At 70.8% G+C, this 24,292-nt stretch carries 20 protein-coding genes; 11 read left to right on the top strand and 9 right to left on the bottom strand.

Annotated features, from left to right (window positions below):
* Window positions 1-82: 82 nt before the first annotated feature.
* The 6 genes from WDW90_RS04025 to WDW90_RS04000 form a co-directional block, all read right to left on the bottom strand.
* Window positions 83-2,776, bottom strand: a complete 2,694-nt coding sequence (locus WDW90_RS04025) for an MGH1-like glycoside hydrolase domain-containing protein (protein WP_336485971.1) — start codon at window positions 2,774-2,776, stop codon at window positions 83-85.
* A gap of 14 nt (window positions 2,777-2,790) precedes the next feature.
* A complete protein-coding gene (locus WDW90_RS04020; RefSeq protein ID WP_336485970.1) occupies window positions 2,791-4,740 on the bottom strand; it encodes an amylo-alpha-1,6-glucosidase in 1,950 nt (649 codons plus the stop codon).
* A 69-nt stretch (window positions 4,741-4,809) separates the two neighbouring features.
* The gene (locus tag WDW90_RS04015; protein WP_336485969.1) at window positions 4,810-5,607 is read right to left on the bottom strand and encodes an HAD family acid phosphatase; all 798 of its coding nucleotides are present in this window, start codon (window positions 5,605-5,607) and stop codon (window positions 4,810-4,812) included.
* Between the two features lie 8 nt (window positions 5,608-5,615).
* Entirely contained in the window at window positions 5,616-6,098 is a 483-nt protein-coding gene (locus tag WDW90_RS04010; protein WP_336485968.1) for a DoxX family membrane protein, read from the bottom strand.
* A 249-nt stretch (window positions 6,099-6,347) separates the two neighbouring features.
* On the bottom strand, window positions 6,348-7,403 hold the full coding sequence (gene selD / locus WDW90_RS04005; protein ID WP_336485967.1) for a selenide, water dikinase SelD: 1,056 nt from the start codon (window positions 7,401-7,403) through the stop codon (window positions 6,348-6,350).
* Window positions 7,404-7,590: 187 nt separating this feature from the next.
* Complete coding sequence (locus WDW90_RS04000; RefSeq protein ID WP_336485966.1) at window positions 7,591-8,631, bottom strand: radical SAM/SPASM domain-containing protein; 1,041 nt, start codon at window positions 8,629-8,631, stop codon at window positions 7,591-7,593.
* Between the two features lie 82 nt (window positions 8,632-8,713).
* Here WDW90_RS04000 and WDW90_RS03995 point away from each other — a divergent pair, with 82 nt between their 5' ends.
* The 9 genes from WDW90_RS03995 to WDW90_RS03955 all read left to right on the top strand — a co-directional run bounded on the left by WDW90_RS03995 (window position 8,714) and on the right by WDW90_RS03955 (window position 16,049).
* Complete coding sequence (locus WDW90_RS03995; protein WP_336485965.1) at window positions 8,714-9,556, top strand: class I SAM-dependent methyltransferase; 843 nt, start codon at window positions 8,714-8,716, stop codon at window positions 9,554-9,556.
* Window positions 9,557-9,744: 188 nt separating this feature from the next.
* Window positions 9,745-10,665, top strand: a complete 921-nt coding sequence (locus tag WDW90_RS03990; protein ID WP_336485964.1) for a putative selenate ABC transporter substrate-binding protein — start codon at window positions 9,745-9,747, stop codon at window positions 10,663-10,665.
* Between the two features lie 11 nt (window positions 10,666-10,676).
* Window positions 10,677-11,345 carry an ATP-binding cassette domain-containing protein gene (locus tag WDW90_RS03985; protein WP_336485963.1) on the top strand — a complete coding sequence of 223 codons (669 nt, stop codon included), beginning with the start codon at window positions 10,677-10,679 and terminating at the stop codon, window positions 11,343-11,345.
* Entirely contained in the window at window positions 11,342-11,488 is a 147-nt protein-coding gene (locus tag WDW90_RS03980) for a hypothetical protein (protein WP_336485962.1), read from the top strand. Before WDW90_RS03985 ends, WDW90_RS03980 begins: the two co-directional genes overlap by 4 nt.
* 12 nt (window positions 11,489-11,500) lie before the next feature.
* Window positions 11,501-12,163, top strand: a complete 663-nt coding sequence (locus WDW90_RS03975) for a DoxX family protein (RefSeq protein ID WP_336485961.1) — start codon at window positions 11,501-11,503, stop codon at window positions 12,161-12,163.
* Window positions 12,160-12,876, top strand: coding sequence for a TIGR04282 family arsenosugar biosynthesis glycosyltransferase (locus WDW90_RS03970; protein ID WP_336485960.1), 717 nt, complete (start codon window positions 12,160-12,162; stop codon window positions 12,874-12,876). The genes WDW90_RS03975 and WDW90_RS03970 overlap by 4 nt, the downstream gene beginning before the upstream one ends.
* Window positions 12,873-14,255, top strand: coding sequence for an MptA/MptB family glycosyltransferase (locus WDW90_RS03965; protein WP_336485959.1), 1,383 nt, complete (start codon window positions 12,873-12,875; stop codon window positions 14,253-14,255). The genes WDW90_RS03970 and WDW90_RS03965 overlap by 4 nt, the downstream gene beginning before the upstream one ends.
* The gene (locus WDW90_RS03960) at window positions 14,252-15,319 is read left to right on the top strand and encodes a radical SAM/SPASM domain-containing protein (RefSeq protein ID WP_336485958.1); all 1,068 of its coding nucleotides are present in this window, start codon (window positions 14,252-14,254) and stop codon (window positions 15,317-15,319) included. The genes WDW90_RS03965 and WDW90_RS03960 overlap by 4 nt, the downstream gene beginning before the upstream one ends.
* Window positions 15,320-15,323: 4 nt before the next feature.
* The gene (locus tag WDW90_RS03955) at window positions 15,324-16,049 is read left to right on the top strand and encodes a glycosyltransferase family 2 protein (protein WP_336485957.1); all 726 of its coding nucleotides are present in this window, start codon (window positions 15,324-15,326) and stop codon (window positions 16,047-16,049) included.
* Window positions 16,050-16,099: 50 nt separating this feature from the next.
* On the opposite strand, the gene WDW90_RS03950 is transcribed toward WDW90_RS03955, so the two are convergent.
* Window positions 16,100-18,235 carry a hypothetical protein gene (locus tag WDW90_RS03950; protein ID WP_336485956.1) on the bottom strand — a complete coding sequence of 712 codons (2,136 nt, stop codon included), beginning with the start codon at window positions 18,233-18,235 and terminating at the stop codon, window positions 16,100-16,102.
* A gap of 549 nt (window positions 18,236-18,784) precedes the next feature.
* A complete protein-coding gene (locus WDW90_RS03945) occupies window positions 18,785-20,254 on the bottom strand; it encodes a short-chain fatty acid transporter (RefSeq protein ID WP_336485955.1) in 1,470 nt (489 codons plus the stop codon).
* 338 nt (window positions 20,255-20,592) lie between these two features.
* Between WDW90_RS03945 and WDW90_RS03940 the strand changes: the two genes are divergently transcribed.
* Both WDW90_RS03940 and WDW90_RS03935 read left to right on the top strand, forming a co-directional pair.
* Complete coding sequence (locus WDW90_RS03940) at window positions 20,593-21,804, top strand: carbohydrate-binding domain-containing protein (protein WP_336485954.1); 1,212 nt, start codon at window positions 20,593-20,595, stop codon at window positions 21,802-21,804.
* Between the two features lie 503 nt (window positions 21,805-22,307).
* Complete coding sequence (locus WDW90_RS03935; RefSeq protein WP_336485953.1) at window positions 22,308-22,454, top strand: hypothetical protein; 147 nt, start codon at window positions 22,308-22,310, stop codon at window positions 22,452-22,454.
* 271 nt (window positions 22,455-22,725) lie between these two features.
* Here the strand turns inward: WDW90_RS03935 and WDW90_RS03930 are convergent, their stop codons facing one another.
* Window positions 22,726-23,790, bottom strand: coding sequence for a ketopantoate reductase family protein (locus WDW90_RS03930; RefSeq protein WP_336485952.1), 1,065 nt, complete (start codon window positions 23,788-23,790; stop codon window positions 22,726-22,728).
* Window positions 23,791-24,292 lie beyond the last annotated feature (502 nt).

The raw sequence follows: 24,292 nt of genomic DNA, 5'->3' as shown, positions 1-24,292 counted from the left end.
GCGGGAAGCCGCGCAAGCCCGCCTGCTGTGGTTCGGTCCGCACGGTCATCGGAGGGCGCTGGCACGAGCACCGGACGGAGCTTCATCTCTCCGCGTAGGGCGGTGGGCGGATCCTGGCTTGCAGATCGGGGAACAGCAGCAAGGCGACGAGGCCGCTCCATCCGGTCTGGTGCCCGGCGCCGAGCCCCGCGCCGGTGTCGCCGTGGAAATATTCGTGGAACGGCACGTGGTCGCGGAAGGCAGGGTCCTTCTGGAGCTGGTCATTGGCTCCGAGCACCGGGCGGCGCCCATCCGGCCCGCGCAGGAACAGGCGCGTCAGGCGGCGCGCGAGCTCATCGGCGACCTCCGGCAGGGTCAGATAGTGTCCGGAACCTGTCGGGCATTCGAACCGGGTGTCGGTGCCGTAGAAGCTGCCGAACCGGTGGAGAGACTCGATCAGCAGATAGTTGATCGGCATCCAGACCGGCCCCCGCCAATTCGAGTTGCCGCCGAACACGCTGCTGGTCGATTCCCCCGGTTCGTAATCGACGACGAACTCGGCCCCGTTCCAGTCGAGCCTGAAGGGCTTCTCGGCATGCACCTTGGACAGCGCCCGCAGGCCGTGGTCCGACAGGAACTCGGTCTCGTCGAGCATGCGCGTCAGGAGCGCCTTCATGCGATGCCGGCGCAGCAGCGCGAGCAGGAGACGCTCGCCCTTCCCGGGCTCGTTCCAGCGCGAGACCAGCGCGGCGAGGTCGCTCCTGTTGCGCAGCATCCAGTCCGCGCGACGGGCAAAGCCCGGGAAGCGGCCGGCCAGGTTGACGTCCAGCACCTCGACCGCGCAGAGCGGGATCAGGCCGACCAGCGAACGGATGCGCAGGGGCAGCATGCGCCCGTCCGGCAGGTTCAGCACGTCGTAGAAGAACTCGTCCGTCTCGTCCCAGAGGCCGATGCCGCAGCCGCCGATGTTGGTCATGGCCTGGGCGATGTAGAGGAAGTGCTCGAAGAACTTCGTCGCGATGTCCTCGTAGACGTTGTCCTCGGAGGCGAGCTCGAGCGCGATGCGCATCAGGTTCAGCGTATACATCGCCATCCAGGCGGTGCCGTCCGACTGGTTGATGTAGCCCCCCGTCGGCAGCGCGGCCGAGCGGTCGAAGATCCCGATGTTGTCGAGGCCCAGGAAGCCGCCCTGGAAGATGTTGCGCCCCTGCGCATCCTTGCGGTTCACCCACCAGGTGAAGTTCAGCATCAGCTTGTGGAAGACGCGCTCCAGGAAGGCCCGGTCGGCCCTGCCCGTCAGGGCCTGGTCCATCTGGTAGACGCGCAGGGCTGCCCAGGCATGGACCGGCGGATTGACGTCGCCGAAGGCCCATTCATAGGCCGGCAGCTGGCCGTTCGGGTGCATGTACCACTCGCGCGTGAGCAGGATGAGCTGCCCCTTGGCGAAGTTCGGGTCGATCAGCGCGAAGGTCACGCAATGGAAGGCCAGGTCCCAGGCCGCGTACCAGGGATACTCCCAGGTATCCGGCATGGAGACGATGTCGGCGTTGTTGAGGTGCTCCCAGTCGCTGTTGCGCCCGTGGCGGCGGCTCTCGGCCGGCTCCGGCTGGCCGGGATCGCCCGCGAGCCAGCGCCGGACGTCGAAATGGTAGAACTGCTTCGACCAGAGCATCCCGGCAAGCGCCTGGCGCTGCACGAGGCGCGCGTCCGGATCGCCCATGTCGCGCTGGAGCACGGCGTAGAAGGCATCCGCCTCCGAGAGGCGATCGGCCACGATCCGGTCGAAGCTCGCCGCGTCGAGCGCCTGCCGATCCGGCGACAAGCGATAGCGCAGCACCAGGGTCCCGCCGCCGGCGATCCCGTGGCGGCTGAGCGCCGCGCATTTCGTTCCCTCCTTCAGCGGATTGATCCGGCTGCGGCTGCCCGCCACGACATCGTCGTTGATCGCGTCCTTGGGATGGTGCGCCTCGCCCCAGCCGAACAGGCGCTGGGCGTTGGTCTCGTTCTCGCAGAACAGGAACTCGGCGGCCTGGAGCGGCCGGAACAGGAGCGTCGGCCGGCTCGCGCGCGTGGCCTCGACCATCGCCTCCTCGGCGAGGCGCAGCAACGGCCGCGCGGCGCTTTCCCGCCAGGACCACGTGTTGCGCGACCAGAGCTGCGGCAGAACCTGCAGCGAGGCAGCCTCCGGACCCCGGTTGACCACGGTGACGCGCATCAGGATGTCGTCGGGACCGGCCTTGGCGTACTCGACCGTGACGTCGAAGTACCGGTTCTCGCTGAAGATGCCGGTATCGATCAGCTCATATTCCGGCAGGTTGCGGCCCTTGCGGCGTCCGTTCTCCGCCACGAGGTCTGCGTAGGGAAATGCGGCGTGCGGATACTTATAGAGCATCCGCATGTAGGAATGTGTCGGCGTCCCGTCGAGGAAGTAGTAGAGCTCCTTGACGTCCTCGCCGTGATTGCCCTCCCCGTTCGTGAGGCCGAACATCCGCTCCTTGATGATCGGGTCGTGCTCGTTCCAGAGCGCGAGGGCGAGGCACCAGAGCTGACGGTCGTCGCTGAATCCGGCGATCCCGTCCTCGCCCCAGCGGTAGGCGCGCGAGCGCGCGTGATCGTGGGGAAGGTAGTCCCAGGCCGTCCCGCCGGGGCTGTAATCCTCGCGCACCGTCCCCCATTGCCGCTCGCTGAGATAGGGCCCCCAGCGATGCCAGCCTTCCTGGGCACAGGCGCGCAGGCGGCGGCCCTCGGCCGTGTCGAGGAGGTGCGGCGCATCCTGGGACTGGCTCGGGTCTGGCATGTCGGGCCTCTCCGTCAGGTCGTCGCTACGTCCAGCATGCGCTGGATACGGATGTACTCGCCGAGCGACCAGGCCTGGAAGGGGCAGCCGCCCGGCCTGTGGGGCGGGTCGCCGTCGGCCACTTCCGACACGTGGCCGAGGCCCGCCGCGTCGAGATGCGCCGTGAGCGGCGGCAGGAAGCGCCCGCGGGCCTCGGCCTTCGCCGCCTCGGTGCGGCCCCGCACGGCGAGCCATGCATCGACGAAGGGGCCGAGCAGCCAGGGCCAGACCGTGCCTTGATGGTAGGCGCCGTCCCGTGCCCGCGGGTCGCCGGCATAATGCCCGATATAGGCCGGATCGGCCGGCGCCAGGGTGCGCAGCCCGAGCGGCGTCAGGAGGCTGCGCTCGACGACATCCACCACAGTGCGGGCCGCCTCGCCCTCCAGGATCGCGGCCGGAAGACCGCCCACCGCGAAGATCTGGTTCGGGCGCAGGCTCGAATCGGTCGCTCCCGGCACGTGACCGACATCGACGACGTCGTACAGGCCGCCTGCGGGATTGACGAAGCGCTCGCGAAAAGCTGCACGCGCGCGGATCTCGGCCTCGGCGAAGCGCGGCGACCAGCGGGCCGCCGCGATGTGCAGGGCGTTGAACCAGAGGGCCTGGATCTCGACCGGCTTGCCGATGCGGGGCGTCACGACCCAGTCCCCGACCTTGGCGTCCATCCAGGTGAGCTGGAGGCCGGCTTCCCCGGCTGCCAGCAGCCCGTCGCGGTCCGCGCGGATGCCGAAACGCGTGCCGGACATGTACCCGGACAGAATGGCCTCGCAGGCCGCCCGGAGCCGGGCGCCGACGGGCTCGGCCACCGCTCGCCCGGCCGCCTCGCGGGCGGCGAGGAAGTCGTGCACCGCCACGATGTACCAGAGCGCGGCATCGACGGAGTTGTACTCGGGCGCGTCGCCGGAATCGGGGAAGCGGTTCGGCATCATGCCCCCGCTGACGACGCCGGCCCAGGCATCGAGGATGCCCTCGGCGGTCTCGAGATCGCCGAGCGCGAGGAGCAGCCCGCGCAGCGCGATGAACGTGTCCCGGCCCCAATCCGTGAACCAGGGAAAGCCCGCCATGAGGGTGCTGCCGGAGTTGCGGTCGACGCGGTAGCTCCGCGCGCATCGGCGCAGCCGCGATCCGGCCGCGCTCCGGCTTGCGCGGGCCTGGGCCGCGAGCCATTCCGCGTAGGCGGATGCGCGGAGCGCCGTCCCGTCGCCCACCCGCAGCACCATGACGGCCGGCTGCACGCCCTCGAGCGGGAAGCTGAACAGGCCCGGGGAGGCAAGGTCCTCGACATCGTCGAGCCCGCGGTCGCGCTCCGCCGCGTAGAGGAACCGGCGATACCAGGTGGGTTCGTGCGCGTATTGCCCGTTGGTCAGTGCCGCGATCGCCGGGCGGTCGGGATAGGGGCGCCACGCCACGTTGCCGCCCTGGCCCCGGGCCGTGAAGTCGAAGGCGGCGTTCTCCCGGTGGAGCGCGTGATAGTCGCGCCCGGAGAGCAGCGGGCGCAGGGTGAGCCGGCAAGGACCTTCTCCGGCAATGCGCTGCCAGCGCAGGAGCGTGTCGCAGGCGTCCGGATCGACGAGGATCTCCTGACGGATCCCGGTCCCGTCGGGAAGGTGGAAGCTCCAGGTCGGCCAGGGCTCTGCCGAGAAGGCCCGGATCGCCTCGAAGCCGCGCGGATACACGACGTCCGGACAATAACGCTGCGTGCTGAGCGCGAAGGTTCCGGACCCCGTCTCGACCCAGGCTTCGAGGCCGTTCACCAGCACGATCCGGCCGGCCGGGGGGCGCGCCGCCGTCAACAGGAGCGCGTGATAGCGCCGGGTACGCAGTCCCGAGACCGTTCCCGACGCGAAGCCGCCAAGCCCGTCGGCCTCCAGCCATTCGTCGGACTCGCGGGGAACGGCCGGTTCCGCGGATCCTGCGTCGGGCATGTATGCCTCCGGTTCGAACCGGTCTCGTGCCTGGCCGGGAACGCTCGGCCCGGCCTCGGCCGGCGCCTCTCACGGGATGCGGTAGAAGGGGTTCGGCAAGAGGAAGGCGCGCTCCGCATGGCCGCCCGCGAGGTCGGAGGGCTGGTCGCCCACGTTCGCGATGATGCGGTACCCCTCGGCCTCGATGGCGGCGCGGCGCGGCGCCTTGAAATCGGCTGCCGAGGCGTAGCGGGGGGCATCGAACGGCACCATCTCGAGCCGGACGTACTCGGTGAAGCCCTCCCGACTCAGGTTCCTCTCGGTCGCGGCGCGCTGCGGTTCGTCGCGGCCGGTGATGAAGAATACGGCGACCCCCTGGCTGCGGGCGAAGCGGTAGAGATCGAGCGCCGGCCGAAGCACCGGGCTGCGTCCCGTCAAGTCCCAGTTGACCCAACCGCAAGGCCCCTCGGGCAGCGCCTCGCAGGGGCCGCCGAAGACACGCCCGAAATCGTCGGCCAGGATCACCTCCCAGTTCGAGAGCGCGGTGTCGTCGACGTCGAAGACGATCGCCGGCCGCTCGACTTGGCGCGCTCGCTCGTCGATCCAGGCGCGCGCCCGGGCCGCGACACCGGCGAGGTCGCGTTCGTAGCGGCCGGAATCATGGTAGCCGACCGCCGCACGTTTTGCGTCGCCGACATTGGCCGGCTCGTCTGCAGGAGCGGCGGGAACGGTGGTCTGCGCGGCGGAACCGAGGGTCAGCGCCGCGACGAGCACGCAAGCGCCCGCCGTGACGCCCATCGGGCGCGCAAGCCCGTGCGGCAGGCTTTCCCCGGTCGGCCAGGCTCCGCGGCGCGCCTTTCCGGAGCGAACGGACGCGGGTGCGGTCATGCTTGCGCTCATGGCCGAGCCTGCTCGTGAGCGGTCCGGTAGGGATGGGACGACGCCAGGGGATCGGCGAGGAAGCTCTCGACCGTCGCGGCGCCCGTGCCGAAGGTGACCAGCAGGAAGCCGCCCGCCAGCGCGAAGTTCTTGAGAAAGTCCCAGAACAGGCCCCGGGCTCGGCTGTCGCCGCGGGCCCAGAAGTCTCCGGGCTTCCAGAACTGCTTCCAGAGAAGCGCCGTGACGCCGCAATACCCGGCCAGGACGAAGGCGGCTGCCCGGTCGGCGATGCCCGTGAGGACACCGAGCGACATGAAGATCTCGACGAAGAGCCCGATCAGGATCAGGGCCGTTGCCGCGCGCCTCGACGCCACGGCGTCCTGAGCTTGCCCGACCGCGCCCTGAAAATTGAGGATCTTGTCGAGGGCGCTGAAGGGCAGGAAAAGCAGAACGAGGAGGAGACGGACAGCGAAGGCGACGAGGACGCTGAACGTTGCCACCCGTTGGCCTCCCGTCGCGGAGCCGCCGCGGTGAAGCGACTGCGAGAGCAGCGTCGCGGCCTGGTCGATGATCGACCTTAGCAGAACCGCGGCGCGCTGTGCGAGCCGCGTCGGGTTCAGTACGCTTCCCCGATCGATGAGGGCGCCGGAGGAGGTTCGTGCGGCCGTCGATGACACCCTCGAGCCCGCGCTTCCCGGCGCGGTGCGGATGCGGGCGGCCGCTCGCCGCTCCCGGACCGGAGGAGCGCCTCAGGCCGAATCGGCCACGCGCAGTCCAGCCGGGCCCTGCGCGATGCGCCCGACGATCGCCGCCGCCGGGTAGCCCTCCGCCCGGATCCGGTCGCGGATCGCCGCGGCGCTGCCCGCCTCGCAGGAGACGAGCAGGCCGCCCGAGGTCTGCGGATCGGTGAGGAGGTGCCGGCGCCAGTCGGCATACCCGTCCGGCAGCGACACGTCCGCCCCGAAGGCCGCCCAGTTGCGGTGCGAGGCCCCGGTGACGAAGCCCTCCCGCGCGAGCGCCGCGGCCCGGGTCAGGAGCGGCACCGCGCCGGCCTCGATCACGACCTGCAGCCCGGCCCCGCGCGCGAGTTCGAGCCCGTGGCCGAGGAGGCCGAAGCCGGTCACGTCCGTCATGGCGTGCACGTCCGGGTCGCGGGCGAGATCGGCGCCGACCCGGTTCAGCAGCGTGGTCGTCGCCACGAACTCCGCGTAGCCGCCCTTGGGCAGGCCGTCCCGCTTGATCGCGGCCGAGTAGATGCCGACCCCGATCGCCTTCGTCAGGATCAGGGCGTCCCCGACCCGGGCATCGCTGTTCCGGCGCACCTGGTCCCGCCGGCAGCTGCCGATCACCGCGAGCCCGTAGATCGGCTCGGGCGTGTCGATCGAGTGGCCGCCCGCGATCGGGATGCCGGCCTCGGCGCAGATGCTGGCGCCGCCCTTCAGAATCTCCGCCACGGTCTCGGGCGCGATCCTGCCCACCGGCATGCCGAGAATGGCGAGCGCCAGGAGCGGCCGCCCGCCCATGGCGTAGACGTCCGAGATCGCGTTCGTCGCGGCGATGCGGCCGAAATCACGCGGGTCGTCGACCATCGGCGTGAAGAAGTCGGTGGTGGCCACGAGGCAGGTGCCGTCGTCGAGAGCCCAGACCGCCGCGTCGTCGGCGGTCTCGTTGCCGACGATGAGCCGCTCGAACGGCCCGGCCGCGGGCTGGCTCGCGATGAGGCCCCGCAGGATGGCGGGATCGAGCTTGCAGCCGCAGCCGCCGCCATGGGCCAGGCTCGTGAGGCGGATCGGTTCGAGGGTCATGGCTGCTCCCGGCGGATGCGGTTTCGGTCACGCGGCGCCTGCCCAGCGAGGGCCGGCATCCGGTAGCGTCGTCCGGCCGTGGCGGGCATCCCGCACGGGTCGGGCGGCGCGGGTCCGAGATGAATGGCACGGAAGCCCCGGGTCAACGCGCCGGCCGCGGATCGGCGCGGGATCTCCCCCCGACATCTCAGGGGCGCGCCTGCACGATGGTGGTGCAGGCGCTCTCGAGCTTCGGCAGGTCACGGCTCGCCGCCATCGTGACGGCGAGCCGGGGGTTCTCGCCGCGCACCACGGGGCAATAGGGGTCGACCGCGTCGAGCCGGTCCATCAGCCGCCGCCGGCCGGCGCAGCCCCCGTGGCAGGCGGCCTCGTGGACGCAGCCGCGGCAGGGCTCGGGGAGAGAACGGGCGGAGACGAAAGGCTCCGTCTCGACGATGGCCGCGCCGGCCTGCAGGAGGTCCTCGAGCCCCTGGCCGGGGCCGCCCCAGTAGACGCAGGGCTGCACAGTGCCGCGCGGCGTCACTCGAACCGTGCCGGCGCCGCAGCCGCCCCGCCGGGCCGGCAGGCCGGCGAAAGCCCGCACCAGCGGCTCGCCGATGGCGATCGCGTCCGTCTCGGCGAAGAGCCGCGCGAAGCCCGCCCAGTACTCCTCGTAGGTGAGCGCGAAGGCGTCCGTTCGCACGGCTTGGTAGACGTTGATCCGCAGGGGCGCATCGAAGCGCGCGGCGATCGCGGCGATCTCGTGCAGGCGGTCGAAATTCGTGCGCATCATCACGGCGATGAAGGTCACGCCGATCCCGAGGCGGCGGCAGCGGGCGGCCTGCTCCATCACGAGATCCCAGTTGCCCTCGCCCCGCTGGGCGTCCTGCTCGGCGCGGGTCGGGTAGTCGATGGAGAACTCGACGTCCGCGAAGGCGCGCACCTGCGCATCGTCGATCACCGCGATCGTGTGGCCGTTCGACGTGATGGTGAGCTTGACCGGCTCGCGCCGAAGCAGTTCGAGGAGCGCCGGAAACTGCGGGTGCATCCCGTTCTCGCCCGTCCCGAGATTGACCGAGCGCACGGGCAGGCGCGCGAGCACGGCCCTGACCTGATCGGGGCCGAGCTGGTCGACGCGGCTCGGGTCGCGGTAGCAGAACGTGCACGCGAGATTGCACGCGTTGGTCAGCCCGAGCCCGAGGGAGAAGCTGCGCGGTGGCTCCGCGACGGTGGTCGGCGTCTCGCTCATGTCCACTTCGCACCCGGGCGGTCGCGGAATACAGAGGATCCGTGCGCGGCCCCGTCGATGTCTTCGCACAGGAGGGCGCGCGGTGACACCCGGTCTGCAACCTGACCAGCAAGTCCGGCGCTGGAGCGAGCATGTCCACGTCTACGAGACCGCCTTCGAGCCGCTGACGGACCGGTTCGCGGCGGCGGCCCTGCGGGCGCTCCCGCTCGGCCCCGGCGCCCGCTGCCTCGACGTGGCGGCCGGCTCCGGCGGGGCCGCGCTCGCCGCGGCACGGACCGGCGCGCAGGTCGTCGCGATCGATGCGGCGGAGGGCATGGCCGCCCGGATCCGCGAGCGGGCGCGCGCCGCGGACCTGCCCGTCGCCGCCGCCGTCATGGACGCGGCCCGGCTCGCCCTGAAGGATTCGTCCTTCGACGCCGCGCTCTCGCTGTTCGGCCTCATCCTGTGCCCGGACGCGCCGGCGGCGCTGCGCGAGGCCGTCCGCACCGTCGTGCCGGGCGGCCCGGTCGCCGTCGTCACCTGGACCGAGCCTCAGAACTACGAACTGATCGGCCGCCTCCTGGCCGCCGTGACGGCCGTGCGCGGGCCGCAACCGCCGCCGCCGGGCCTGCCGGCCCAGCTCCGCTTCTGCGCGGAGGGCGACTTCCGCGCGCTCCTCGCCGCGGGCGGTCTCGAGCCGATCGAGATCTCCCGGCTTCAGGCCGATCTCGAGGCACCGTCCGCATCCTGGCTCGCCGCGCGCCTGACCTTCGCGCCGGGCCTCGCCGATCTCCTGGCGGCCCAAGGCGAAGCGCGCGAGAGCGTCGTCGCGCGCTTCGTGACGGATCTCGAGCGCGACCAGGGCAGGGGCGCCGTCCGGCTGAAGGCCGTGGCCTTTCTGGGCCTCGGGCGCAGATCCGAAACCCTTGCCCGGTCCGGCCCGTAACCGGAGCCGCAGGTCGGGCGAAAACGGGTCCGGACATCGTGGGCCGTGCGGTCACGCGGCCTTCGGTGGGCTCGCGGGCGGCGTCCGATAGCGAATCGGGCCGGAAGCCTGCACGGTGGCGCATCTTTCCGGGACGCGGCGGCGAGAGCGCTCCTCTCGCCCCACGGCTCGAGCTTCGGGGTGGTCGCATGCTCGGTCGGTTCTCCGCATTCCTCGTCGGCGGCGCGCTCGCGCTCAGCGCATCTTCGGGGCTCGTCGCCCTCCGTGGCGCCGCCGCGCAGGAGGCCGCCAAGCCGCCGGAGGCCGCCAAGCCGCCGTTCGTCTTCACCGGCATCCCGGACCAGGACGAGAGCCGGCTGGTCGAGCGCTTCGGCAAGGTCGCGACCTACCTCGAGGGCAAGCTCGGCGTGCCCGTGCGCTACATCCCGGTGAAGAACTATCCGGCGGCGGTGACCGCCTTCAGCAACGGGCAGGTCCAGCTCGCCTGGTTCGGCGGCTTCACGGGCGTGCAGGCCCGCAGGGCGGTGCCGGGGAGCCAGGCCATCGCGCAGGGGGCGGAGGACGCCGCCTTCAAGACCTACTTCATCGCCCATGCCGGCACGGGCCTGACGAAGGGGCCCGACTTCCCGAAGGAGATCGCGGGCAAGACCTTCAGCTTCGGCTCGCGGGCCTCGACCTCGGGGCGCCTGATGCCGGAATACTTCGTGCGGCAGGCCTTTGCCGGCAGGACGCCCGAGGCGGTGTTCTCCCGCGTCGGCTTCTCGGGCGACCATTCCCGCACGATCCAGCTCGTCCAGTCCGGCGCCTTCGAGGTCGGCGCGGTCGACTACTCGGTCTGGGACCTGGACACCAAAGCCGGCAAGGTCGACGCCAAGGCCGTCTCGGTGATCTGGGAGAGCCCGACCTTTCCCGACTACCAGTGGACCGTGCGCGGGGACGTCGACAGGACCTACGGGCCCGGCTTCACCGAGCGGCTCAGGGCCGCGCTCGTCGGCATCGCCGACCCGGCGATCCTCGAGCCGTTCGGCCGATCGCGGTTCATCCCGGTGACGAACGCCGCCTACGAGCCCCTGATCGAGGTCGGCAAGTCCACCGGCCTGCTCGACTGAGCGGAAGGCCTGTGCGCCCGCCCGCCATCGCCCTCGCGGACGCCTCGGCCGCCTATGACGGGCGGCCGGTGCTGCGGGGCATCGACCTGACGATCCGGGCGGGCGAGCGCCTCGCCCTGATGGGCCGCTCGGGGGCGGGCAAGTCGACCCTGATCGGGCTGATCCACGCGCAGGCGCCGGAGCGGATCGCGCTGGTGCCGCAGGGGGCGGCGCTGGTGCGACAGCTCTCGGTGTTCCACAACGTCTACATGGGCCGGCTCGACCGGACCTCGACGATCCACAACCTGCGCAACCTCGTCTGGCCGGCCTCCGCCGACTGGGCGGAGGTCGCCCGCGTGCTCGCCCGCGTCGGGTTGGCCGAGGCGATCCGCGCCAAGGCCGGGGCTTTGTCCGGCGGCCAGCAGCAGCGCGTCTCGGTGGCGCGCGCCCTCTATAACGGCCAGCCGATCCTGCTGGCCGACGAGCCCGTCTCGGCGCTCGATCGGGCGCAGGGCGCGGCGGTGCTCGCCGAGATGGCCCGCACCCACGAGACGCTGGTGCTCGCGCTGCACGACATCGCCCTGGCGCTCGCCCATACCGACCGGATCGTGGTCCTGGACATGGGCCGCATCGTCCTCGACGCGCCGGCCCGCGATCTCGACGCGGCGGCGCTCGCCCCCTTCTACGAGCCGGCCGCATGAGAGCCCGGCGGCCCCTCGCCCCGCGCCGGCGCGGCGTGCGCGTGCTCAGCGCCGCCTCGCGCATCGACATCCTCCCGGCCCGGCTCGCCGAGCCGCCGTGGCCGGCCGGATCCATCCACGACCCCTTACGGCCTGCGGCCTGAGCGAGGCACCCGATGCGCACCGATCCGATCAACGACCTCCTCACCTTCCTGCAGGCCGCCCAGGGCGATCAGGTCGGGCTCGGTGCCGCGCGCTGGGTCATGATGGCGCTGTTCGCGATCCTCGTCCTCGCGAGCCTCCTGATCGCGGCCCGCGAATGGGCGGCCGATCCCGCCCAGCGCACCGGGCGGGATCTCGGCCTCTTCGTCATCCGCGTCCTCATCGGCTGCATGTGGTTCCAGAACCTGTTCTGGAAGATGCCGCTCTTCTCGACCGAGAACGGGCTCTACTTCTGGACCAGCGAGGAGGTGAAGAGCGCCGCCTTCCAGGTCCACCGCGACCTCATCCAGAACTGGGTCCTGCCGGTCCCGAACTTCCTCTTCGCGGACGTGCTCGTCTTCCTGACCGAGCTCGCCTTCGCGGTCTCGCTGATGCTCGGGCTCGGCGTCCGGCTCGTCGGCGTCGTCGGCGTCCTGTTCGTCGCCCAGCTCTGGCTCGGCCTCTACCAGCACCCGCAGGAATGGCCCTGGACCTACGTCTTCCTCGCCGCGCTCATGGCGATGTTCGCCCTGGTGGCCGCCGGGCGCAGCCTCGGCCTCGACGGCGCGCTCCGGCGGGCCTTTCCGCCCGACATGACGAACGGCGCGGTCGCCGGCTTCGTGCGATTCGCCTCGTGAGGGCCGGCCTCGCGACCACAGCGCTCGGCATCATGTGCAAGGCGCCTCGGCCGGGCGTGACCAAGACCCGGCTCGCCCGCGCCCTCGGACCCGAACGCGCGGCGGCCCTCTCCGCCTGCTTCCTGCTCGACGTCGCCGCCAGCATCCTGGCGGTCCCCGAGGCGCTCGGCCGCCGGGGCTACGGCGTCTACGCGCCCGCCGGCACGGAGCCGGAGCTGCGCGCTCTCCTGCCCGCCGGGTTCGGCCTGCTGCTTCAGGAAGGGGCGGATTTCGGGCTGGTCCTGGCCGGCGCCGTGCGGGCGCTGATCCGGGACGGCTCTCATGACGGGGCGATCCTGATCAATTCCGATTCGCCGACCCTGCCGCCGGACCTCCTGTCGGAGGCCGTCACCATCCTGCGGCGAGCGGGGGACCGGGTGGTGCTCGGGCCCGCGACCGATGGCGGCTATGTCCTCGTCGGCCTCAAGGCCGACCATCCGGGTCTGTTCGCCGACATCGCCTGGAGCACGCCCGCGGTGCTCGCGCAGACCTGCGCCCGGGCCGAGGCGATCGGCCTGCCGGTCGAGCGCCTGCCGCTCTGGTATGATATCGACGACGAGGAGACCTTCGGGATCCTCCGCGACGAGCTCGACGGCCGGCCGCTGCCCTTCGCCACGCGCCTCGCGGGCGGCGAGGCCGCCGCGACGCGGGCCTGCCTCGCCGGTCTGCCGTGAGCGCCCCGGCCGCCCGCCCGGGCGTCGCCACCCCGACGGGCCCCGTCCATGTCGGCCCCGCCCGTGTCGGCCTCGCGCTTGTCGGCCTCGCGCTGGCCGGCCTCGCTCTCGTGGCGGCCGGGATGCCGGCCCTGTTCCGCTTCGGCGACGACGCCTTCGTGGCGCTTGCCGTCGCGAGCGGGCTCGTCGCGGCGCTCGCCGCTCGCCTGCCCCTGCCCGACGAGCGCTGGGTCGTCGTCGTGATCCTCGGTGCAGGGCTGGCGATGCGCCTCGTCGCGCTCCCGAGCCCGCCGATCCTCTCCACCGACATCTTCCGCTACGTCTGGGACGGCCGCGTGCAGGGCGCCGGCATCAATCCCTATCGCTACGTGCCGGCCGATCCCGCCCTGGCGCCCCTGCGTGATGCGGCAATCTTCCCCTTCATCAACCGGGCGGATTACGCGGTCACGATCTACCCGCCGGCGGCGCAAGCCTTCTTCCTCCTCGTGACGCGGATCTCCGAGAGCCCGGTCGCGATCAAGCTTGGCCTCGTCGCCTGCGAAGCCGGCACGGTCCTCGCCCTCATGGGCCTGCTGCGCCGCCTCGCGCTGCCCGCGAACCGCCTCGCCGCCTATGCCTGGCATCCGCTGCCGATCTGGGAGATCGCGGGCCAGGGCCATATCGACGGGCTGATGGTCTCCGGGATGATGCTCGGGATCTGGCTCGCCCTGGCGCGGGGCCGTCCTGCCCTCGGGGCCGCCCTCGTCACCTTGGGCGCCCTCGCCAAGCCCTTCGCGCTGCTCGCCCTGCCGCCCCTGTGGCGGCCCTGGGACTGGCGCATGGTCCTGGCCGTGCTCGCGACGCTGGCCCTGGCCTACGCGCCCTACCTGTCGGTCGGCGCGGGGGCGCTGGGCTTCCTCGGCGGGGGCTATGCCGAGGAGCAGGGCATCATTGGAGGCTGGGGCTTCACCCCGCTGCGGCTCTGGCGCGGGGCATTCGGCGCCCTGCCCCACGATGCGGGCGTGTATGTCGGCCTCGGCCTCGCAGGGCTCGCGGGCCTCAGTCTGCGCTTCGGCTTCCGGCGCGCGCGGGATCCCGCCCGGATCCTGCGCGACATCAACGTTCTGTGCCTCACCTTCCTGTTCCTGGCCTCGCCCGAATTCCCCTGGTACGCCATCCTGGCGGTCCCGTTCCTGGCGGTGGCGGGCACGCCCGCGGGCTGGGTCCTCACGGTCGGCGCCATCGGGCTCTACGACGTGATCCCGGGCGACCCGCAGGCGACGTTCGAGACGCGGGCAGCGCTCCTGGCCGCCGCCGTGCTCGTCGCCGCGGCCTGGCGCGGCCGCCGCCCCGCCACCGTCGCGCTTCCCGTCACGACCGCCGCAGGAGGACCGCCATGACGCGCCTCGACAGTCCAGCGACCCTCGACCCGCGGCGGTATCACGAGGCCGCCCCCGCCCGCGCGGATATCCGGGTCGAGCGCCCGCCGGTCTGCCTCTATCTGGAGGTCACGAACCGCTGCAACCTGCTCTGCACGACCTGCCCGCGCACCTACGAGGAACTGGAGCCCCCGGCCGACATGAGCTGGGGGCTGTTCACGAGCCTCGTCGATCAGCTGCCGAACCTGGCGCGGGCCGTCCTGCACGGGGTCGGGGAGCCGATGCTCGTGAAGGACCTGCCGCGGATGGTGGCCTACCTCAAGGCGCGGGACACCTACGTTCTCTTCAACACGAACGGCACGGTCCTGTCGGAGAAGAACGGCCGCGCCCTGATCGAGGCCGGCCTCGACGAGCTGCGCGTCTCCCTCGATGCCTCGACGCGCGAATCCTACATCCAGGTCCGCGGCAAGGATTACTTCGCGCGCATCCTCAGGAACATGCGCGCCTTTCGCGCCCTGCAGGAGCGGGAGGGCCACGTCAAACCGAAAGTCTCGGCCTGGCTCACCGGCCTCAAGGAGACGCTCCATGAGCTGCCCGCCTTCGTGCGGGTGGCGGCGGAGGCGGGCGTGGGCGAGGTCTACCTGCAGCGCCTCGTCTATTTCGAGCACGACGCCGTCGGGCTCGCCCGGCCGGATCAGGCGCTCTACGAGCGGATGGACCGGGAGGAGGCGGCGATCCTCGCGGAGGCCGAGGCGGAGGCGCGGCGCCTCGGGCTGACCTTCTCGGCCTCCGGCGCGGCGACCGAGCCCGGCATGAGCCTGAAACGGCCCGACGAGGCCACGCCCTGGTCCACCTGCCGGCGGCCCTGGAACGTCATGTACATCACCGCGAACGGCCGCGCGCTGCCCTGCTGCATCGCGCCCTTCTCCCAGCGGGGCTACGAGAACTACACCCTCGGCGACGCGACCCGGGACACCTTGCGGGCGATCTGGAACGGGCCCGCCTACGCCGATTTCCGCGAGGCGCTGCTCTCCGAGCGGCCGCCCGAGGCCTGCGCCAATTGCGGCCTGCGCTGGAGCCTCTGACCGCGTGAGCGCCTCCCCGGCCCGTTTCTCGGCCGTCGTCCCGGCGCTCGACGAGGAGACGGCGATCGGCGCGGTGGTCTCCGGCCTCCTGGCGCAGGAGGCCGACGAGGTGATCGTCGTCGATGGCGGCTCACGCGATGCCACGGCGGCGCGCGCCCGGGCCGCGGGTGCGCGGGTCGTGACCGAGCCGCGCCGCGGCTACGGGCTCGCGGTCCAGGCCGGCATCGCGGCCGTGCGGCCGGGGGCGCGGATCCTGCTCTTCGTCGACGGCGACGGCAGCGACCGGCTCGCCTGCGTGCCCGACCTCGTCGGGCCGATCGCGCGGGGCGAGGCGGCGTTCGTGCACGGCTCGCGGCTCTTAGGACCGCGCGAGCCGGGCGCCCTCGGCATGCCCCAGATCGTGGCCGGGCGCTTGGCCGGCATCCTGATCCGGATCACGTACGGGGTGCGCTTCACCGACATGTCGCCGTTCCGCGCGATCCGCCGGGACACGCTCGACCGGCTCGGCATGCGCGAGGAGAGCTATGGCTGGAACCTCGAGATGCTGATGCGGGTCGCGGCGGCCAGGGTGCCCTGCCGCGAGATCGCGGCGGGGCAGCGGGCGCGCAGGGGCGGGGCCTCGAAGGTCTCGGGCAACCTTCGCGCGAGCCTTCGCGCGGCCTGGGTCATCGCCCGCACCTTCGTCGCCCTCGCGCGCACCCTCGCCCGCCGGGAGCGGAGCGTGAGCTGAGGCGGCGCCCTGCGGCTTCGGCGGAGTTCTGGGCCCGACGCCATCCGAGGTCAGGGCCCCATCCCGGCGCCTTGCCGACCCGGCGCGGCCATCCTGTCGATCATGCGCGGCACATTCTCCGTGATGTCGTCCATCACGAGCTGGTTCATGGCGCAGATGAACGACGACAGGCGATAGCCGTCGTGGCGCGAGAGCGCGTTGTCGAAGGCGCGCATGTTCCAGAAGGGATCGTTGGCGAGCGTGATCGGCGCGATGCCGGTGAGGTTGAGCCCGTGGACGAAGCGCGCCGCCGGCCGGCCGAGCTTCGGATCGGCGGATTCGGCCGGTGCGAGGTCCTCGCTGTCCCAGAACAATCCGGACAGCTCCTTCCTGCGGGCGCGCCCGCGGGTCAGCCAGCGGTCCGAACGCGGGCAGTCGATCGCGGCGTCGGCCAAGGTCGCGTAGGGATGGTGGCCCTCCGCGCCCGCATCGCGCAGGCCGAGCAGTTCGTGGGTGGTGCCGAAGGGCGCCGCCGAGGGCTGCGCGTCCGCGAGCACGCCGGCCGCCGGGCGGGACGGATCGAGGTTTCCGATCGTGTGCGATTCCTCCCTCTGGCTGACCTGGAACGGGAAGGTCTCGGCGACCGTCGCGAGGGCGCGCAGCGGCAGCGTCAGGAGCGCATCGAGCGCGCCGGCGGCCTTCGGCGGCGCGCAGCTCATCCCGCGGGGCCGGCGGCCCTCGAAGCGGGCGGCGGCACGGTCGAGGTAGCCGGCCGCGGGACGGAAATCGAGCTTGAAGGTCGGGAACAGGTCGTGCGTCGCCCAATCGTAGTCGACACCGGAACTGAACATGGCGTCGGTGCCCGCGAGGCGCTGCCGGATCCGCTGCCGTGCGGCCAGGAATCCGTCGTCGACGTCGAGGCCGATCCAGGCGCAGTCGCCCGGCCGCAGGCCGCCCGCCGGGAAGGCGAGCGCCGCCGTCACCGACACCAGCACGGGGCGCTGCTCGGGCGGGAAGTAGCCGGCATCGCGGGCGACCTCGGCCGCCGGGGTATGCTCGTCGGCGTGGAGCGCGATGCGCTCCCAGACGGCGCGCTGGATCGCCGTCCACTTGCTCGCCTCGGCGGCCGGGTTGATCAGCACGACGAGGTTGCCGAGGACCGGCGGCAGCGTCTCGCCGAAGCGGTGGCGGCGCACCGCCTTCAGCACGTCGTCCTTGAGACCGGTGGCGAGCATGTTGCCGCCCAGGCTGTGCCCGGCCACGATCAGTCGGTTGTCGCGCTCGCCGCCGTCCGGCCGCGGCGCGGCCAGGACCGATTCGATGGAGCGCAGGGCCGAGATCGCGGCGGGCGCGATGGCCTCGCTGACAGGCTTGCGGTCGAACAGGGTGGCGGCCGCCGAGACCTGCCCGAAGAAGCCTCCGACCGCGTCGCCGAACAGGTCCCGCAGGCCCCGCTCGTCGACGCGCGCGCCGCGCCAGCCGACATAGATGGCGGTGACCTTGGTGTCGCACGCCCTCGGGTTGGTGGAGCAGCGCTGCTGCAGGAAGCGGGCGGCGTGGGCCGCGTAGAGGCGCAGATCGGCGATGTTGCCGTCGCCGATGCGGGCGTCGTGGCGCCAGCCGTGCACGAAGACCAGGACGTAGTTCGTCCCGGTCGAGAGGTGCTGCCTGAGCGCGTCGAGCTGGGTGATCACCGGCCTGACGCCGGAGGCCGCCGCGCCGCTCGCGCGCATCTGGCTCTCCATGGCGTGGCGCAGCATCGCGCTCGTATTGGCCACGTCGCTGCCGCCGCTGCGGGACACGAGGGCATAGGGCTCGCCGTCTTCCTGGAACTCCAGGAAGCCGAGCGTGTAATCGAGCGGTTTGCCGTCCGGACGCTCGGAGGTGACGATGTGGCGCTGCAGGGCGCAGCGGAAGCGGGTGCGCCAGCGCGGATCGCTCGCGATGGCCGCGTTCTCGTCGTTGCTGGCATCGGCCCAGCCGCCGTCATCGACCATGCTGGCCCCGACAAGCCGCCGGCGTCCGGTCTCCGCCAGGACGGTCCAGCCCTGGGCGAGCCCGTCGCGGCATTCGGGGACGGAGGGGTCGAGGTCGCGATAGGCCCGCGCCTTCGGCGTCGACAGGACGACGTAGTTCACGAACAGGACACCGAGGACGAGGATCGCCGCGCCGACCGTCACGGCCATGGCGGCGCGCAGGACGCGCAAGTAGCCGCGCCAGATCGGTGCGAGCCGGGACCGTCTCGAGCTGGATGAAGCGCGCTGATCGGTCGTCTGTTGCGAGCGCACGGAAACGCACCTTGGCCCAGGCTTGCAGGAACGCTTGACCTTTTGCCTAACCGTATCGGAACTGCCGATCAAGGCCGCGAAAACTCAATCTACAATCAAAGGTTTTTCCTGAAAGGTCGAGGATTCTTCGACTACTTCATCCAGATCCCGCCAGCCCTGTCATTCTGCTTGCCAATCTTGCATCCGCAGCCGGCCGGCTACGGATGCCGCATCGAGGCCCACCATCCGCACTCGCCGTGCCGCGCTCGCCAAGTCAGGCCCGAACTCTGTCAGGCCCGAACTCTGTCAGGCCCGAACTCTGTCAGGCCCGAAATCTGCCAGGCCCGAAATCTGCCATCCCAATCTCGGCCGGGATCGGCTGATCGGACCCGGAGCGTCGCCTCGCGCCGACGTGCAGGCCCTGACCCCGGGCGTTTCCCGGCCGGAATGCCCGGACTCCCCGGGTTGCCCGTCCTGATGCTGCCCCCCTCAGGGCATGACCGGCGGGTGATAGGTCAGCGTGAAGGCGAGCGCCCAGAGCAGGAACAGGACCACCGGCAAGTGGACCAGGAGCTGCAGGAAGCTGAAGCCGACGATGTCGCGCGCCTTCAGCCCCAGGATGCCGAGCAGCGGCAGCATCCAGAACGGATTGATCAGGTTGGGCAGCGCCTCGGCCGCGTTGTAGATCATCACGGCCCAGCCGAGATGCACCTTCAGCTCGTTGGCGGCCTGCATCACGTAGGGCGCCTCCAGCAGCCACTTGCCGCCGCCCGAGGGGACGAAGAAGCCGAGCACCGCCGAATAGACGCCCATCGAGAGCGGGAAGCTGCCCGCGGTGTTGAAGCTGACGAAGGCGTGGCTGATGACCTCCGACAGGGTTTGGCCCGAGGCATTCTTGGCGCCCGTGAGGATCGCGCTGATCGAGGCGTAGAGCGGGAACTGGATCAGGACGCCGGCGGTCGCCGGCACCGCTCTCGCCACCGCGGTCAGAAAGCGCTTCGGGCGCCAGTGCAGCAACAGGCCGAGCGTCAGGAACAGCAGGTTGTAGGTATTCAGGTTCGAGATCGCGACGATCCAGGATTGCCGCGCGAATTCCTGCCAGATCCAGCCGCCGGCGATCAGGACGAGGAGGATGGTCAGGAGCGGCCAATGCTCCAGCTTCTCCCCGGGCTGGGCCGGGGGATCGAGCTTCTCCTCCCTGGCCGAGACGTCCACGCCGAGATCCTCCGCGGTGACGGCGCTGGCCGCCGTCGGCGCCGACGCGTAGGCGATCACGACCGAGATCACGAACAGGAGCGCGGCCACGAAGAGGGATTGCCAGAGGAAGATCGTCTCGCTGAAGGGGATGACCCCGGTGATCGGCAGAAGGTTCGGCGGCAGGCTCTTCGGATTGGCCTGAAGCTGGGCAGCCGAGGAGCTGAGGCCCATCGCCCAGGTCGCGCCGAGGCCGAGATAGGCGGCCGCGCCGGCCGCCCGGTAGTCCATGCGCAGGTCCGTCCGCCGGGCCAGCGCCCGGGCGAGCAGGCCGCCGAAGATCAGGCTCAAGCCCCAGCTGAGGAAGGACGAGAGCATGGTCGCCGTGGCCACCAGGCCCACCGCCCCGCGTCCCGTGCGGGGGATCGTGGCGAGGCGGTCGATCAGGGCCTGGACCGGCGGCGAGGTGGCGACGACGTAGCCGCCGATCGTCACGAAGGCCATCTGCATGGTGAACGGGATCAGGCTCCAGAAGCCGTCCCCGAAGGTCTTGGCGACCGCTGCCGCCGGCGCGCCGTTCGCCAGGGCGCCGAGCGCCACGATCACCACCGCGATCGCCACGAAGATGAAGGCGTCCGGGAACCACTTCTCGGCCCAGCCGGTGAAGCGGATGCCGAGGCGTGCGAGGGTGCCCGTCGCTTCGGCGTCTCGAGCGGCCGGTTGCGTGCCTGAAGGTCGGCTGGGATCGGCCGGCACGGTCTTCATGAGCATCCTCCTCGGCCGGCTCTCATGTCCGTTGCTTTGGCCGGTCCTGTCGAAGGGACATGGCGCAGGGCGCCGCGCGCTCAAGTCCGGTGCGGGCGGCGCGATGACAACGACGCCCTCCCTGCAAGCCTCGGTAGCGCCGCCAGACCCGTCACGCCCGCCTCGTCACCGCGCCGGGCACAGAGCCGGCCCATGTCGCGCCGGCGCGCAGGGCCGTGCGAACGCAGCAGCAATCTTAGGCTTGAGCGATAGGTTAATTTATGTATAAGCTCAGCATTAACGAATGATGCCAACAAAAATTAGGCTATAGGAATAAATTAATGAAAATTGGCGCTTATTTGGGCAACGATTCTGCTTCGCTTTATCAGTACGAGAACTGGCTCGGTCGGCCGATCGATAACGTCCTGATGTTCCTCGACCATTCGAGTTGGGACGCGTTCGACAAATCCATTCCGTGGGCCACGCAGCTCTGGGAGCCGACCGGGCGGTCGGTGATCTGGTCCGTGCCGCTCACCGTGAATGGGTCCAGCCTGGAACAGGCTGCGACCGGCGCGTTCGACGACCATTACCGCGAGGCGGCCCTCGGCTTGGCGGCCGCCCATTCCGGAAGCGATCCGATCTATGTCCGAGTCGGATGGGAGTTCAACCTGAACCGGTCGCCTTGGGCGGCGCAGGGTCACGAGCAGGCGTTCATCAATGCCTACCACCACCTCGTCGACAGCTTTCGCGCGGTGTCGGGCGACTTCAAGTTCGTCTGGGACGTGAATGTCGGCGGCAGCGTGATCGATCCCGCGACCGCCTACCCGGGTGATCATGACGTCGACGTCATCGGGGCCGACGTCTACTACAACACCACCTGGGACTCGACCGACCCGCACAAGGCCTTCCAGGGCAAGGTCGATGAGGCATACGGGCTGCAATGGCAGCAGGACTTCGCTGCGGCTCACGGCAAGCCGACCGCGATCTCCGAATGGGGCATCCAGGATGCCCATGCCGGCGGCTACATCCAGGATGCCGCCAAGTGGTTCTCGGACCACGACATGCTCTACGCGAACTACTGGGAGACGAACGCGGCGAGCTTCTCGGGCGAATTGCGAAACGGTCAGAACTGGAGCGCCGGGGAGGTCTTTCGACAGACGTTCGGTGCCTCGTCGGCCACCGCCGACCTCGAAACATCCGCTCCCTCCGAGACCGACACGCTGGTGTTTCGCGTCTCGGCCGACAGCTATCACGGCGACCCGCGCTTCATCGTGAGCGTCGACGGGAAGCAGGTCGGCGACGTCCAGAGCACGCACGCGTCGCATGCGGCGGGACAGACCCAGGATATCAGCGTGACGGGCGCGTTCGGCTCCGGCTCCCACGACGTCACGGTCACGTTCATCAACGATGCCTGGAGCGGCTCGGCCGCGACGGACCGCAACCTCTACGTCCACCAGATCAGCTTCAACGGCGAGGCCTACGCGGGCGACCTGGCCAGCAACGCGGCCGGCTACAACAGCTACGGCGTGGCCAACCTCTACAGCCAGGGCAGCGCGGACTGGCACATCTGATCCCGCCGCCGCTCGATCCCTTCGGTTCGGCGCTGACGGTCCGAACCCTCGACCTCATCCTGAAAGGCCGCGTCAGCGGCCTCGAAGGAGGGGTTCATTCGGCGTTGAGCGTCCCACCCTCCCCCTCATCCTGAGGCGCCGCACCAGCGGCCTCGAAGGAGGCCTCCGCTGCGCTGCGGCACCTCAGGATGAGGTCGAGGATGGGAGCCCGCACCCGCGCCGAAGGAATCGAGCGGTCATGGCATGAGCGTGCCGGAGCCGCGGCTGCGCGGCGCGAAGCGTCGGAGAGGGCCGCGCGTGCGCTCTCGACCGGGCGGCGGCCCGGTGATGGCCCCCTGCCCGTCCGCCCCGCGCGTCGCGGAGCCCGGCGCGATCCCGCCGGGCGGTCCTTCAATGAGCCCGGTCACAGTCAGCCAGCCCGAAAGAGACGATGAAGGCGCCGGGCACTGCCTGGCCGCCACCGGTGGTGACGAGCCGTACCCGATCCCGCCACGGAGGCTCGCTTGTCCCTCGCCCGTTCGCTTCGCCGGCTGCTGGCCCTGATGACCCTCGTCATGCCGATCGACATGGTAAGCCCGTGTGCCGGCGCCGACGACGAGGCGGCCGGAAAGGCCGAGATGGTCGAGACCGTGTTCCGTCACTACGTCTGAGGTCGGCGGCTTGCCGCGCCGGGCGCGCCCGGCGCGGCGCGAGCCCTGCCATGACGCGAGCCCTGCCATGACGCGAGCCCTGCCATGACGCGAGCGACGTGCCGCGGCATCGGACGGACCTTGAGGCCGCGAGCGGTCCTGATCGTCGCGGCGGCCTCTCTCGGGGCCGCCGCGGTCACGCCCGGGTCCGCGAGTGTTGGAGGTCAAACGGCCCGGCGCGCCGGCATCGGACAGAGCCGTGACTGGCGACGGGTGCCGAGACGGCCGCCCCTCACGCCGCGCCGTATCCGCCCTCGATGACCCGCTCGTCGAGCTTCCGATCCACGGTGTCGACCGTCCGGTCGATCTCGGCGTCAGGCGCGCCGAGCTGGTGCGAGATCAGTTTGACCAGCAGGTCGACCCGCTCGATGAAGGGCGCCCCGCTCGCCACGGCTCGGGCGGCCGACGAGGGGTTGAGGAGGTTCTCGGCAGCCTTGGCATACTTGTCGAACGGCACCTGATCCCCGGGATCGGCCCCCAGACGCTGGGCGATGGCGTCGACATGCTCGTAGATCGCGCGTGAACGCGCCAGATCGCCGTGCACGGCGTCGCGGATCGACTGCGGCTCGCGCGGCGTGATGCAGCGGTAATTTCCGGTCAGAAGCATCGACCATTTCGCCAGGGGGACGAAGAGCGAGTCGAACACTTTGAGCTTCACCGGGACGTCCAGGCCGTCGAGCCGCACCGCGTCGATATCCGCCTCCAATTCCCGGAGCAGGCGGTTATGCGCCTCGTCCGCGAAGGTCGCCGCCTTGAAGTTCGTCGGCAGCCCGACCTGAAGGACGTTCGCCCCCTCGTCGGCCGGGCGGAAGGCCTGCGGATCGGGCGAGCAGAGCGAGATCAATCCCGGCTCGAACCGGTCCCAGACCCCGGCATTGGTGTAGGCAGCCTCCAGGTCCATCTCCGCGAGCGCCGGGATCCGCTTGAGATAGGGCAGGGGCGGCATGTTCATGATCGAGAGGCAGGGCAGCTTCGCCGCCGCGATCTTGATCATCAGGACGCGGATCGTGTGGTTGGTGTATTGCGGCTCCTGCATCGCGAGGACGACCAGGTCATAGCGGGTCGGATCGATGTTTTCAGGCGGCGCCGCGTCCAGGGTGCCGGGCAGATCGCGCGATCGTATGGCCCGGTGGGTCGTCTCGTCACGCAACTTGATCCGAACTTCGGTACCCTCACGATTGATCAGATCGGCGGTCTTCTTTCGGCAAACCAGGGTCACCTTGTGACCAGCCATCAACAACTTCGTCGCGAGCAAGGAGCCATACGAGGCTCCCAAGATCAAAATGTTGCGCGGCATGCTTTCTCTCCCAGCTGTTGTATCGCCATTTTCTTGGATCACTGATGCGGGTCGTGGCTTGATTTTCTCACGTATTCGACCACGGCCGAACCGGAACAGAGCCAGGGTCTAGACTATGAGGTTCCTCAAGCTATCGTGCCGGCTGCATTTTCGAGCGCGGCTGGGACGAATGGCCATCCTCATGGGATCCCGATAACGCATCTCCTGCAGACGCCTGGACCGAGCTTCCTACCAAATTCACTGACTTCCGTCCTACGTCGTGCGGTCCGCGATCATGCCGATGCTGCTTCTAGCTGCAGCAGGCCCACCGCGCCAGGACAAGCTCGCGCGATCGCCGCAATGGCCCTGAGGCCGCCGAGGCCGAGCCGTCGCCGGCCGCGATGCCGGGGCCCGACGCGACGTCGCCCAGATCCGACACGGCCGGATGTCCCGCTCGATCAAGCGGCGCTCCCGCCTCGGCGCTACCGTCCCGCCCGTCGGTGTCGCGGCCGGGCAGGCTCCC

Source organism: Methylobacterium nigriterrae, from assembly GCF_037106235.1.
In the GTDB taxonomy this organism is placed as follows: Bacteria; Pseudomonadota; Alphaproteobacteria; order Rhizobiales; family Beijerinckiaceae; genus Methylobacterium; species Methylobacterium nigriterrae.
Note: the sequence above shows the minus strand (reverse complement) of the source record. Positions and strands in the feature narration are given on the sequence as shown.